Consider the following 12462-nt stretch of genomic DNA (forward strand, 5'->3'; position numbering starts at 1 on the left):
ATCGAAAATTTTGTGAGTCAAGTTTTGAAAATAGAGTTTGGCGTTTTTTGGCTTTTAGCTTCAAGATAGAGATGCCAAAGCGTGATTAAGGGAAAACAATAATGCAAAAACCTATGGCAGATTTTGCAAAAATGGAAGGGGTAGGCAATCAGATTCTTGTCGTCGACATGCGGGATCGAAGTGATAGTATGACATTGCGTGCTATTGATGTCTTATCTTCCTGTGAGGATACTTATTTCGATCAAGTCATGTCCATACACGATTCCAGCAACAGATCTGCAGATGCTGTCATTCGTATTATCAATCGAGATGGATCGGAAGCACAGGCTTGTGGCAATGGAATGCGTTGTGTTGTTCATTTTCTTGCAAAAAAAACAGGAAAGAAATCTTTTGTTTTTGAGACTTTACGAGGATTTCTAGAGGCATGGGAAAATGAAGACAAGTCTATTTCTGTTGATATGGAAGAGCCCCTGTTAGATTGGAAAGTTATTCCTTTAAAAAAGCCATTCGACGATACAAATTGTATGGAATTGCAAGTCGGTCCCATTGAGGGTTGTTTTTTGCGCACGCCCTCTGTTGTTTCGATGGGAAATCCGCATGCAATTTTTTTTGTCGATGACGATCCGTATTGTTATAATTTAGACCTTTTTAGCAAGTCCATAGAAGATTGTGCCCTGTTTCCAGAAGGAGTAAATCTATCGGTAGCAAAGGTGGTTTCTCGTTCATCGCTTGATTTGCGCACTTGGGAACGTGGTGTGGGTATAACAGCTGCATGTGGATCGGCGGCTTGTGCTGCTGTTGTTTCATCCGTACGTTCCGATAGGACGGACCGTGCAGTGTCAGTTGCTATGTCTGGTGGAAATCTTTCCATTGAGTGGCGTGAATTGGATAATCATGTTATTATGACTGGGGAGGCAGAGAGAAAATGGATTGGAAAACTTGACCCTATGACGGGGACTTGGAGGCAGATATGATGAAAATTGTTCCATTCTATTTCATCTCATTTTGTGAACAAAAGATTTCGCATCTTACCCTATGCAGAAATGTTTTTATTTAGTAAATTCAGAGGACATAATCGTTGCAATTTTGCGCATTTTGTTTCTGCTGGCTGGGGGAATGTTCAAGGTAAAATTGATCTTTTCGAGATTTTTTGCGTTGAAAGAGGAGGGATATTCACAAGCCGATAATAGCTCTTCCATCAATAGTTTAAGGGTGTTTATTACAATGTCGATTGATTTTCTTAGAAAAAAAAATCCTTTTAGGAAAAAGCTTTCCCCGAGCATTGTGCGTTCTCCTCCTGATTCCGATTCGATTTTGAAAAAAAAAGAATTTCTTGAAGATTTTGAAAAAGCAGAGATACGGGATGCTTCTTCAAAAGAAAGTCCGATTGCGAAAAGGATTCCGTCAGAAACTTTTAATTGGTTGCGAGGATTGGCCAAAGGACTGGCATCTACTTCGTCGAAGCTTAAAGGGGAAATGACGGCAATTTTGTCTGGGAGACGGCTTGATGACGGCATGCGAGAAGAATTGGAAGAGTTGTTAATTCGTTCTGATATGGGGGTGGATGCTGCACAGAAAATAGTAAATGGCTTGGTTTCTAGGCGCTATGAAAAAGATGTCTCTATTGAATTTGTATTACAAGAAATGTCTTTGCAGATTAATGAGATATTAGAGCCAGTTTCTAAGCCGTTTAATTTAATTTTTCCTTCTTGTCCGCATGTAATCCTTGTTGTTGGAGTCAATGGTGTTGGCAAGACAACCACCATTGGGAAACTGGCGAAGAGAATTTCTGATTCCGGTTTAAGCGTTATGCTTGCGGCAGGAGATACTTTTCGCGCCGCAGCTGTGGATCAGCTCAAGATATGGGCGGATCGTACAGCTTCTGATTTTATAGGTGCCGCAATCGGAACCGATCCTTCAGCGCTTGTATATGAAGCTTTTAACCGGGCGAAAGCGAAAAATACAGATGTCCTTATTATTGATACAGCGGGTCGTCTTCAGAATAATGTAGAATTGATGGCAGAAATTGGTAAGATGATACGTGTGTTAAATCGTCTTAATCCTGATGCTCCGCATAGTGTAATTCAGGTTTTGGATGCGTCTATTGGTCAAAATGCTTTGAATCAAGTCGAGACATTTTGTTCTATTGCAGGAGTGACAGGTCTTATCATGACAAAGCTTGATGGAACTGCGCGAGGAGGGATTCTCGTTTCTGTTGCCATGAAACATCAACTTCCTGTCTACTTTATTGGAATAGGAGAAGGAATATCTGATCTTAATCCTTTTGTGGCAAAAGATTTCGCAACGGCTATTTCCGGATTATTTGAGCATGAAAGGGAAAATACATGAGTTCGTTAAGTCCTAAAAATCAGTTTGTTAAGTTTTTAGTGGAGCTAGGACCTTTAGTGGTATTTTTTTTAAGTAACGCTTATGGATATAAATTAACACACCATTATCCTGTATTATCGCAATTCGGAGGAAGTGTTTTTATTGCAACAATTTCTCTTGTTCTAACAACGGGAATATCGTTAGGGATATCTTGGTTTTGGTTGCGCGAAATTAACATAATCCCCCTTCTTTCTGGGGTCGGTGTATTGGTATTTGGTGCTTTGACCATTTGGTTTCGCGATGAAAGGTTTATAAAAATAAAGCCGACGGTCTTTTATTTGCTTCTTTCCTCTATTTTGTTTGTTGGTCTTGCGTATGGAAAGTCTTTTTTGAATATTTTTCTTTCTCAAATTATTTGTTTAGATCCAGATGGTTGGCGCAAGCTCACTATTCGATGGGCGTTTTTTTTCTTATTTCTATCTCTTCTTAATGAGATGGTATGGCGGAATTTTTCCACACAGACATGGGCATTATTTAAGATGGCAGGTACTTTTCCTATTACCATTATTTTTAGTTTAGCGCAGATGGGGCTTATCAAGAGGCATAAGCCGTTAGCTAAAGACGAAAATGATTAAGGCGCAGAAGATATCTGAATCTATGTGGGAGAGATTGAGTAGGATTGGGGTTGGATGGAGTGTATTGCTTTTATGTTCAGACTTTATCTCGTTTTGAAGTGATTGTTTGTTGGTGCCGCTTACGTGAATCGAACACGTGACCCCATCATTACGAATGATGTGCTCTACCGACTGAGCTAAAGCGGCTTTGATAGTCTATCTGCCCATATCGATAAAAAAGGACAGCTTCAAGGGGCGAGATGATATCTTTTTGGGATATTGTTATAAAAGGGTGATAAAATCATCTTTTATAGTTATAAACCTTGCATTTTTATTCCCAATCCTCAACTTAATAATAATTTTGAGATTAGCAAGGATAATTCCAATTCTTGAAAAATTTCCTATCAGTAATAGGTTTAATGAGAGAACGCAATCTCTTGGATGGTATACTCTGCCATAGGTTTTTTGTATTTCATTCTATATGTGTCTTTCTAGGATCGTTTTCAGGACAGGTACAATGCTATGGATGATATATCTTGAAGAAGAAGAGATTGTGTTGATAAATGAAAAAGGTCTGGAAGGATTGTTTTTAAAGAGAGAAGATGTTTTCTTTGACAGAAAGTTTTCTCGTCTAGGTCTGAATATTAGGTGTCAGAGCCAATTTTAAAATTATTATCCGAATGATGATAAATTATAGCCATGAGGTGTTAAATTTGTCTCTGATTATATGAAATAATATGGCAAAAAGCTATGTTCTATAAGTTTTTGTTTGGATATGAGGATAATTTTAGAGTATATCATCCTGAATGTTATTGTGATTTGAGGATTATATCAGGAAGCGCGGAGATTTTTTTAAAGGAATCGGATTGTGGATTGCTTGATTTTTTAGGTTGAAGTATAGTAACTTGAAGCGAGCCTTTGAATTGTAGGGATTGCTATGAAATTTTTCTCTGTGATCGTTACATGTTGTGTTTTTTTCGGCATAGCCTTTTACGAGAATAGTTTTGCACGAGATCGTATAAGCATGAAGGGATCTTCGGCAATTTTCCCTTATGCAAAGATTATTTCTGAAAATTTTAAAGAAGACTTTCCTGATTTTAAAACGCCTTTTGTCGAATCTGGTGGGACTAGTGCAGGACTTAAGGAGTTCTGTAAGGGGGTTGGTGAAGATACGATTGATATTGTCAATTCTTCGCGTAAAATGAGTGTTGCTGAATTTAATGAGTGCAAAAAGAAGGGTGTCTCCGATATTCGTGAAATAAAGATCGGTTATGATGCCGTAGTATTGGCTTTTAATAAAAGTCTGAGCAATCTTTCTTTAACTATTGAAGACCTGTATAAGGCGCTAGCTGCTAAGCTCGTTGTGAATGGTATTCTTACGTCAAATCCATTTCAAAAATGGTCTGATATCAGATCTGATTTACCTGAAGTTCAAATTTCCATATATATTCCCAGTGAAAAGCACGGCACTCGAGAGGTATTGGAAGAGAAGATTTTAAAAGAAGGGTGCTTAAGATCTAAAAACTTTGCAAACATAAAAAAGCTTTTAAATCATGATGATTTAAAATCAAATATGGCTTGCATTGCCATTAGAAAAGATGGAGCTGCTATTGAAGTCGATGGAGATTATCCTGAAACTTTAATGCATATAAAGGCGAATAAGAATGTTTTCGGTTTTTTAGGTCTGTCTTTTTACAAAAATAATACTGATATTTTGAGTGTTGTTGCCATAGATGGAGTTGTTCCTTCTATGCAAACAGTGTTTTCAAGAGAGTATCCAATCGTTCGTCCATTTATCTTTTATGTGAAAAATAAACATTTAGGTAATATTATTGGGCTTAAGGAATATGTTGCTTTTATGATATCCGATCAAATAATGGCTTCTGATTCTGCTCTGGTTAGATATGGTTTGATCCCTGCTTCTGATTATGAACGAAAGTCCATTCAGAATGATATTAAAATGAGAGATTTATCTGAGATAAATACACTCAAAAGAGTGTGTATTGGTTAGCCACTAGTATTGTTCACTAAAAAGGATGATTTCTCTTGTTTCTTGTTGGGTTAGGTGTGATAGCTATAGGTTTTATAGCTTATTTTATAGGATATATGCGTGCAAGATCTGTATCTTGTATGGGCACGTATCGACTCCATTCCCGAGAGAGGTATTATGGGGCTTATGTTGTTCTTTATACTGTTTTCCCATCTATATTACTTTTCTTTGTTTGGTCTTTGTTCTCTCCCAGTTTTATCGATATCCAGGTGCATGCGAAATACTCTTCCTATCTGTTGAATTTGGAAAAAGATGGACAGGAATTCTCTTATGGTATTGTGAAAAATATTGCGCAATCGTTGCCTTTTCTTGATGCTTCCGCCAGAGAGGAGATAAAGAGTAGTACAGGTGATATATCGAATGTATTGTCAAGATCGCATAAAGTTATTTTGGCAAATGTTCCAGAAACTTGGATGGTTGATGCTGCGTTTTATACTGAAGACCTATCATTTAAAAGCCAAATGGCAATGATTTTCTGTATGTTTATTCTATCTTTTTTGGGATGTGTCTATTCTAGCTGCCGCATTAATTCGGAATTATGCGCTCAGGGCAGTGTTGAAAAATTTTTGGTTTTTTTGCTGTCGATATGTGCTGTTTTGTCTGTCTTTATATCTCTTGGTATAATGGTATCAATGTTCTCTAATTCGCTGAAATTTTTTCATATTATTTCAGCGAAAGATTTTTTCTTTGGCACTGTGTGGGATCCACGTTTTGCATCAATTGATTCTCCAAACGCTACGGGTCAGTTTGGTTTGATTCCTTTGCTTGTAGGAACGTTTTACATTGGATTTGTCGCGATGTTATTTGCAGTCCCGATTGGTTTGTTGGTTGCTATTTATATGGCAGAGTATGCATCCAAGAGATTGCGTTCTATAATTAAGCCTATTACTGAGATGTTAGTGGGGATTCCAACGATTATTTACGGTTTCTTTGCTGTGTCTGTGATTGGTCCATTGCTGCGAGATATTTCGGTATGTATGAATGGATTAGTTACAGGTCATTATAAAAACTTTATTGAATCGCAAAGTGTTCTTACAGCCGGTTTGGTGATGGGTCTTATGCTGATCCCGTATATTTCATCTCTTTCGGAAGATGTTATTTCCGCCGTTCCTAGATCTTTGCGAGATGGTTCTCTTGGATTAGGGGCAACGCGTTCAGAAACTATGAAACACGTAATTTTGCCAGCAGCATTTCCTGGTATTGCTGGCGCTATTTTGATGGCGGCTTCACGTACTATTGGAGAAACAATGATTGTAGTATTGGTGGCAGGTGTTACGGCTCGTCTCCAATTCAGTCCTTTCGAGTCAATGACAACCATAACTGTTAAAATAATGAATCAGCTGACTGGGGATCTTGAATTTACGTCACCTCAAAACCTTGTGGCTTTTGCGCTTGGATTAACTCTATTTCTTATTACCTTTTTTCTTAACGTATGTGCCATGTATATCATGCAAAAAAATCAGAGAAGATACGAATGAGATTATTTCCTTTAGATGAATCTAGGCTGAATCGCCGGTATATTTCCGAATGGTTTTTTCGTTTTTGCTGCGTAGCTTCTGTTTTTATAGTTTTGTTTTTTTTGGTTGTTTTGCTTTTCTCGATTGTTTCTAAGGGTTTCGGTGCTTTTTGGCAGACGCATGTTTCTTTGCCAGTGGAATTTTCAGAGAGTATTATTGATCCAAAGGGTGAGCGTTTTACGGATCCTTCCGTTTTGCAGAAAGCAAATTATCAGATTTTAGCTCGGAATTCTTTAGCTCAAAAATTGGGCGTTTCCGATGGAGAAGATGATCAATTGATGCAAGTTTATGATATGCTTTCAAGTAAGGTGCGTGTGCGGCTTCGTAAAATGTTAATAGAAGATCCTTCCTTGATGGGGAAGAAAGTTGAGATGTCAGTATTGGTTAGTGCTGATGTAGATTCTGCGTTTAAGGGTAATAAAAATGTTAGTAAACTTTCCGATCTTCAGTCCGAGTGGATTCGAACTCTTATTATGGATGGATCTTTATCTGTTAGTTTTAATTATGGTTTTTTTGCGAATGGTTCGTCTAGTCGCCCAGAAGCAGCAGGCATTGGTGTAGCAGTTATTGGTTCTTTATATATGCTATCGATAGTTATGGGATTTTCTCTCCCTCTAGGTATTGCTTCTGCCTTATATTTGGAAGAATTCGCATCAAAGAATTTCTTTTCCAGTTTTATTCGAGCCAATATAAATAATTTGGCATCCGTTCCTTCTATCGTATACGGTATTTTCGGTTCCGCCGTGCTCATTAATTTTTTTAAGATGCCGCGTTCAACGCCGCTTGTTGGTGGATTGGTTTTGGCTTTGATCACGTTACCTAGTATTATTATCGCCACGGGTATGGCTTTAAAGACGGTTCCATCTTCTATTCGTTCTGCAGCTTTAGGATTAGGAGCATCAAAAGTTCAAACTGTATTTCACCATGTTTTGCCACTGGCTATACCTGGGATTTTGACGGGATCCATTGTTAGCTTGGCGCGTGCCTTAGGTGAGACAGCTCCTTTGTTGTTTATAGGGATGGTTGCTTTTGTGACAGACTATCCAGAGGGAATAGTAGATACTGCGACGGCATTGCCAATCCAGATCTATTTATGGACAAATGATATGGAGCGCCCCTTTATTGAGAAAGCATTTGGTGCTATATTTCTCCTATTGGTTTTTTTGGCAATTCTCAATGTAACCATGTTATGGGTACGTGATCGATTTAGGAAACGCTGGTAATGAAGATCTTTGGTGTATTGCAATGAATCAGCAAGTTGTTACAGATAAACATCCTGATGTTGTGGAAATTCCTAACCATAAAATGGTCAGTGAAAAGGTGTCCGTATCTTACGGCGAAAAATGTGCTTTATTTGGCATAGGCTTGAAGATACCTAAGAATTCAGTTATGGCGTTAATAGGCCCTTCGGGTTGTGGAAAGTCAACCTTTTTGCGATGCCTAAACCGGATGAATGAAACAATTGAAGATTGTCATTTCAGTGGGAAAATTCTTTTGGATGGAAAAAGTATTTATGATCCATCCGTTGATGTTGTGAGATTGCGTGCTCGTGTTGGTATGGTGTTTCAGAGACCTAATCCATTTCCAAAATCGGTATATGAAAATATTGCATACGGGGCTCGCATACATGGTTTGGGCAAAAATAAATCAGAGATAGATCAGATTGTAGAGGTTAGCCTTAAAAAAGCAGGATTATTCAATGAAGTTAAGGATAGAATGAATCAAAATGCTTTGCTTCTATCTGGTGGGCAACAGCAACGTGTTTGTATTGCTCGTGCTTTAGCAGTAAATCCAGAAGTCATTCTCATGGATGAGCCTTGTTCGGCTCTTGATCCTGTTGCTACGGCTTCCGTAGAAGAGTTAATTCATGAGTTGCGTGAAAGTTTTACTATCGTAATAGTAACACATTCTATGCAACAAGCCGCTCGTGTATCGCAACGTGCAGCCATGTTTCATCTAGGTCATTTGGTAGAAGAAGACAATACTGATAAGATGTTTACAGCTCCGACTGATCAACGAACTCAGGATTATATTATGGGGCGTTTTGGTTGAAATAACTACGAGTTATCAGCTTTATTTTTTGATTGGAATTATAAATTATGTCATCTCATATACTTTCTGCATATGACGAAGAGTTAGCATTTCTTTTTCAGAATATTGTTGAAATGGGGAATCTTTCCAGAAAAATGGTTGATTCTTCTGTGCAGGCTTTTATTGAAGGAGATGTCGTTCTTGCTCAGAAGGTTATTGATAATGACATTATTTTGGATCAATTGGAAAGAGATATTTGTGATAAGGCTATTACCACAATAGCCAAGCGTCAGCCAATGGCTGCCGATCTACGTGAAATAGTAGGTTCAATTAGAATAGCTTCTGACCTAGAGCGTGTTGGAGACCTAGCCAAGAACACTTCAAAACGTGTCCTCGCGGTACATGTGATTGGGGTTCCCAGAAAATTAGCCTGGACTATTGAGCCTTTGGCGGCATTGTCATTAGAGCAACTTGCGGAGGTACTGGATGTATATGTTAGCAGATCTGCCGAAAAGGCAAAATTAATTTGCAGTCGTGATGACGAGCTAGATGCTATGCATACCTCTTTGTTTCGAGAATTGTTGACATATATGATGGAGGATCCGCGTAATATTACGCTGTGCACTCATCTGCTTTTTTGTTCCAAGAACATAGAGAGAATTGGAGATCACGTCACCAATATTGCAGAGGCTATATATTATATGTCCACCGGCTACTATATGGCTACCAGCATGCAACCACAGGGGGAGCCTCTAAGGTGAAATTATTCTTCTACAACGAATTCTTCTTTATGAAGTTCTATTTCTCTAGCTAAGTTTTTTGGTTTGGTTTTGCTTGCGACGGCTGAGGAGGAGGTTGATTACGCTTGTAGACCTCCTCGCCAATACTCTGTTCCGTATTATCATCCAAGTTATTCTAGGATTAGGAAGGGTAGGATCTATTAGCTTTCTCTCTTCGTATGATCCGTTTTTCTTATTCGGGAGGAAAGCTATAGAAGACGTCTTCGCGGGGAAAAAGAAACTTTTTGAAGAAAGCAAAAAGGTATCTTCTAGATTTCGCTAGTCTGTTTCTTTTTCGACAGCAGGAGAATCTTCTTTAGGTTCGGGAGATTTTGATGGATTCTGTTCCGAACAGGGTTTTGATACGCTCTTAGAAATTCCGACTAGAGCTGGACGTAGCACGCGATCGCCTATAACGTAACCTTCCTGTACTACTTTTATGACGGTATTAGTAGGGATTTTTTCGTTTTGTTCTTCGAACATGGCTTGATGAAAATTTGGATCAAATTTTTGATCATTGGCTTCAAGTTTTTTAACACCATGCCGTTCCAGCGTGGACATCATGGCGCGTTTTGTCATTTCCACACCTTCGATTAGCGATTTGAGACCAACATTGCCAATTTGTTCTACATCTACAGGAATAGATTCAAGTGCACGAGAAAGATTATCAGAGACAGCGAGCATATCACGAGCAAATGCTGTAATTGAATAAGAGCGAATATCTTGTATTTCTCGATCAGTACGACGACGAAGATTCTCCATCTCTGCAGCAAGACGCAGGTACTTATCATGCAGCTCTTCTGTTTTAGCTTGCGCTTCTTGGAGGGGGGTAATAGTCGATTCTTCCGCCAAAATGGTAGAATCTGAATCAGAAGGACACGTTTCTTTTTCTTTTACATTCTTTTCATCGTTCATGAAGATCTCCAATATTTTATATTGATGTTGATGGTTGAAAAATCAGGAGTCGAATCCAATTGAAAGCAATCCTAACAATCGATTTAACAGAAAGCCTTTTCAAGACTGCTCTGCATATAAGATTAAATTTTAGTGACCCGTATTATCACTTGAGAACCAAGTAAGATCATACTAGGGAACCATTTATCTATCAACGATTAATATACTTGATATAGCATTAAATTGAAATAGATCTTCACATATAAGGGTAGGAGACAAGGATAGGAAAATTTGAAAGAAATGACTAAAATTCTAAAATTTTTATTTTTATAAGTTGTTTCGTGTCATCAACGAGGGATAAAGGCATAAAAATAGTGCTGCCCTTCATGGCAATATCTTGGTCAACTCCCGCATCTAAGAGTTCTTTATCCGTCCTCATTCTCGCCGCTGAAGTTGCGAGGCTTATAAAATCACTGTTCGTTTTTGTTTTTATTCACGAAACTTTGCTTTCTAATGCTCTTCAATGAGATTAATGGTTGTTTTATATCAAAATGCTAGCAAGACCAGATGGCCAAGGCATTTAGAATTCAGTGCCATCTTGAAACTTTCCAGATACGAACATCTTTCGATTCTTTTTAGATCCACTTTTTTTCGGCGGAAATTATTGCGGATCTATAAGAACAGAAACATTCATCTGCCTATATATTCCCATAAGTAAAAAGTTGGAAAAGACCATGGCCATCATTGAATAACGAATAAATAAAGTATTTTTGTTTTAAAGAGCTTATTATAAAACTATCGGCAAATATCAAAACCACATTGCCTATGAGACCAAACAGTCTGCTTGTTAATGAATAAAGATCAAAAAATTTATTGCTATTCTAGCATCATTTACGTCAAAATTTTTTCTTTGGAAGTCACTTTATTTGAAAAATGAACGTTTCTCAATAAAACGAGAATGAAGATGGTCGAAATGTCAGAAGAGATTTATAACTCCAATTTATTTTCTTCTTTTGAAAGAGCGTTGTAGCTTCCCTTTTCCTAGGTGAGATATCAAAACATGATAGCACATAAACCAAGCATCTTTAAAAAGGAACAATCGAATCACTAATGGGCAGAATCAGGGAATCATAAAGTCATTAAAATACAAATTCTTATCTTCCAGCGAGTATCTATAGCCGCCGTTTTGAGATATCTCTCTTCCAAAGCATCAAATGAGAGCTGAAAAACTTGCTTATAATACAAGACTAAAAAGAACAAATTGTATCAAGAGACAATATCCCTTTCTTAATCCTTTTATATATCCAATATGAAATGCTTAGGATCCTCTCAATATTCCTTAACGCGAACCATAAAAATTAATTCTCCTATTTTTGCAAGATTTCTTAGAACGCTTTGACTTGGATTGCTGGTTTAAGGGAAGAGATAACGCAACTTAAATAACGCATTATCTTACGCGTCTTTTTGTCAACTAAACCATCTACATTAGCATGATTATAGTCCATATTGATAAGATGTTTCTGGATTTTTTAACCAGAGTGATATCGATTGAATTATGATTCCAAGATTTTTTCGAGATCTCATCAAATTCTCTTTTTTCGGATTTTTTAATAAGCTTAGTGATCGACATTCGACGAAGATGTTGGATTTGAGCTAATAGACGAGGATCGTTTGGATAATTTTCCTTCAAAAATAAGATGTAGGCTCACGCTTTTTTGCAAAAGGTCTCAAAGAAAATCACTATGATCTTACGATGGGAACTTAGAGTGAATTTTTTGCAAAATCGTAAACTTTGGCAATCGTAGAATATGATTATGTAAATCTTGGTGCCTGATATATTGGTGATAGATAGAGAAGTTTTAGGTGAAAAATTTATTGCTCTCTATATCCTCGTATGGAAGGGAAGATCGGTATTGAAAATTTGCATATGTGAATAAGGTGAATGCCATATTTTTAGGAAGATTTTACGGATAATGAGGATGTCTTTTCTTCCTGATGGGATTGGATAAACCTTTAAAAAATTAATTTTTACCTCAAGGATGGATGAAAATAAGGATGATTTTTCATCGTCTCTGAATTTTTAAGGGGGTAATCTTGAGCTGTTTTTATTAAAAAATTAATTAGAGATAAATTATCCATCTAATATAAAACAAAACATATTCTTAAGGTTATTTTAAATACCTTATTAATAGAATACGAGCACTCCTTCGGAATTTGCGTGCAAGATGAATGCATGTCTGTATATGGTA

The 12462-nt window shown here is 37.4% G+C and carries 10 protein-coding genes and 1 tRNA gene; 8 read left to right on the top strand and 3 right to left on the bottom strand.

The annotated features are described in order from the left end of the window. The first annotated feature begins 101 nt into the window (after nucleotides 1-101). The 3 genes from dapF (at nucleotide 102) to H0G72_RS02240 (ending at nucleotide 2963) form a co-directional block, all read left to right on the top strand. Nucleotides 102-974, top strand: a complete 873-nt coding sequence (gene dapF, locus H0G72_RS02230) for a diaminopimelate epimerase (protein ID WP_409049312.1) — start codon at nucleotides 102-104, stop codon at nucleotides 972-974. Between the two features lie 250 nt (nucleotides 975-1224). Beyond that, on the top strand, nucleotides 1225-2349 hold the full coding sequence (gene ftsY / locus H0G72_RS02235; protein ID WP_310649476.1) for a signal recognition particle-docking protein FtsY: 1125 nt from the start codon (nucleotides 1225-1227) through the stop codon (nucleotides 2347-2349). Continuing rightward, nucleotides 2346-2963, top strand: coding sequence for a septation protein A (locus H0G72_RS02240; protein ID WP_182017167.1), 618 nt, complete (start codon nucleotides 2346-2348; stop codon nucleotides 2961-2963). Before ftsY ends, H0G72_RS02240 begins: the two co-directional genes overlap by 4 nt. A 110-nt stretch (nucleotides 2964-3073) precedes the next feature. On the opposite strand, the gene H0G72_RS02245 is transcribed toward H0G72_RS02240, so the two are convergent. Further along, nucleotides 3074-3149, bottom strand: a tRNA-Thr gene (locus H0G72_RS02245). A 730-nt stretch (nucleotides 3150-3879) separates the two neighbouring features. Here H0G72_RS02245 and H0G72_RS02250 point away from each other — a divergent pair. The 5 genes from H0G72_RS02250 (at nucleotide 3880) to phoU (ending at nucleotide 9301) form a co-directional block, all read left to right on the top strand. Continuing rightward, the gene (locus H0G72_RS02250; protein WP_182017168.1) at nucleotides 3880-4953 is read left to right on the top strand and encodes a PstS family phosphate ABC transporter substrate-binding protein; all 1074 of its coding nucleotides are present in this window, start codon (nucleotides 3880-3882) and stop codon (nucleotides 4951-4953) included. Between the two features lie 35 nt (nucleotides 4954-4988). Further along, nucleotides 4989-6470 carry a phosphate ABC transporter permease subunit PstC gene (pstC, locus tag H0G72_RS02255; protein WP_259345099.1) on the top strand — a complete coding sequence of 494 codons (1482 nt, stop codon included), beginning with the start codon at nucleotides 4989-4991 and terminating at the stop codon, nucleotides 6468-6470. Then, nucleotides 6467-7732, top strand: coding sequence for a phosphate ABC transporter permease PstA (gene pstA, locus H0G72_RS02260; RefSeq protein ID WP_182017169.1), 1266 nt, complete (start codon nucleotides 6467-6469; stop codon nucleotides 7730-7732). Before pstC ends, pstA begins: the two co-directional genes overlap by 4 nt. Nucleotides 7733-7814: 82 nt before the next feature. Beyond that, the gene (gene pstB, locus H0G72_RS02265) at nucleotides 7815-8561 is read left to right on the top strand and encodes a phosphate ABC transporter ATP-binding protein PstB (protein ID WP_409049313.1); all 747 of its coding nucleotides are present in this window, start codon (nucleotides 7815-7817) and stop codon (nucleotides 8559-8561) included. 44 nt (nucleotides 8562-8605) lie between these two features. Next, entirely contained in the window at nucleotides 8606-9301 is a 696-nt protein-coding gene (gene phoU / locus H0G72_RS02270) for a phosphate signaling complex protein PhoU (RefSeq protein WP_182017176.1), read from the top strand. A gap of 297 nt (nucleotides 9302-9598) precedes the next feature. Here phoU and grpE read toward each other — a convergent pair whose 3' ends face one another. Both grpE and H0G72_RS06215 read right to left on the bottom strand, forming a co-directional pair. Then, nucleotides 9599-10234, bottom strand: a complete 636-nt coding sequence (gene grpE, locus H0G72_RS02275; protein ID WP_182017170.1) for a nucleotide exchange factor GrpE — start codon at nucleotides 10232-10234, stop codon at nucleotides 9599-9601. Between the two features lie 283 nt (nucleotides 10235-10517). After that, nucleotides 10518-10652 (bottom strand): hypothetical protein, encoded by a 135-nt coding sequence (locus tag H0G72_RS06215; RefSeq protein WP_259345100.1) that lies wholly within the window; start codon nucleotides 10650-10652, stop codon nucleotides 10518-10520. Nucleotides 10653-12462: the final 1810 nt, after the last annotated feature.

Origin of the sequence: Candidatus Liberibacter sp., from assembly GCF_014048425.1 — a bacterium.
Taxonomy (GTDB): Bacteria; Pseudomonadota; Alphaproteobacteria; order Rhizobiales; family Rhizobiaceae; genus Liberibacter.

Excerpts from the sequence above, each read along its gene's own strand:
- dapF (WP_409049312.1), top strand. The coding sequence starts at position 102 with ATGCAAAAACCTATGGCAGATTTTGCAAAAATGGAAGGGGTAGGCAAT.
- ftsY (WP_310649476.1), top strand. The coding sequence starts at position 1,225 with ATGTCGATTGATTTTCTTAGAAAAAAAAATCCTTTTAGGAAAAAGCTT.
- H0G72_RS02240 (WP_182017167.1), top strand. The coding sequence starts at position 2,346 with ATGAGTTCGTTAAGTCCTAAAAATCAGTTTGTTAAGTTTTTAGTGGAG.
- H0G72_RS02250 (WP_182017168.1), top strand. The coding sequence starts at position 3,880 with ATGAAATTTTTCTCTGTGATCGTTACATGTTGTGTTTTTTTCGGCATA.
- pstA (WP_182017169.1), top strand. The coding sequence starts at position 6,467 with ATGAGATTATTTCCTTTAGATGAATCTAGGCTGAATCGCCGGTATATT.
- pstB (WP_409049313.1), top strand. The coding sequence starts at position 7,815 with ATGGTCAGTGAAAAGGTGTCCGTATCTTACGGCGAAAAATGTGCTTTA.
- grpE (WP_182017170.1), bottom strand. The coding sequence starts at position 10,234 with ATGAACGATGAAAAGAATGTAAAAGAAAAAGAAACGTGTCCTTCTGAT.
- H0G72_RS06215 (WP_259345100.1), bottom strand. The coding sequence starts at position 10,652 with ATGAGGACGGATAAAGAACTCTTAGATGCGGGAGTTGACCAAGATATT.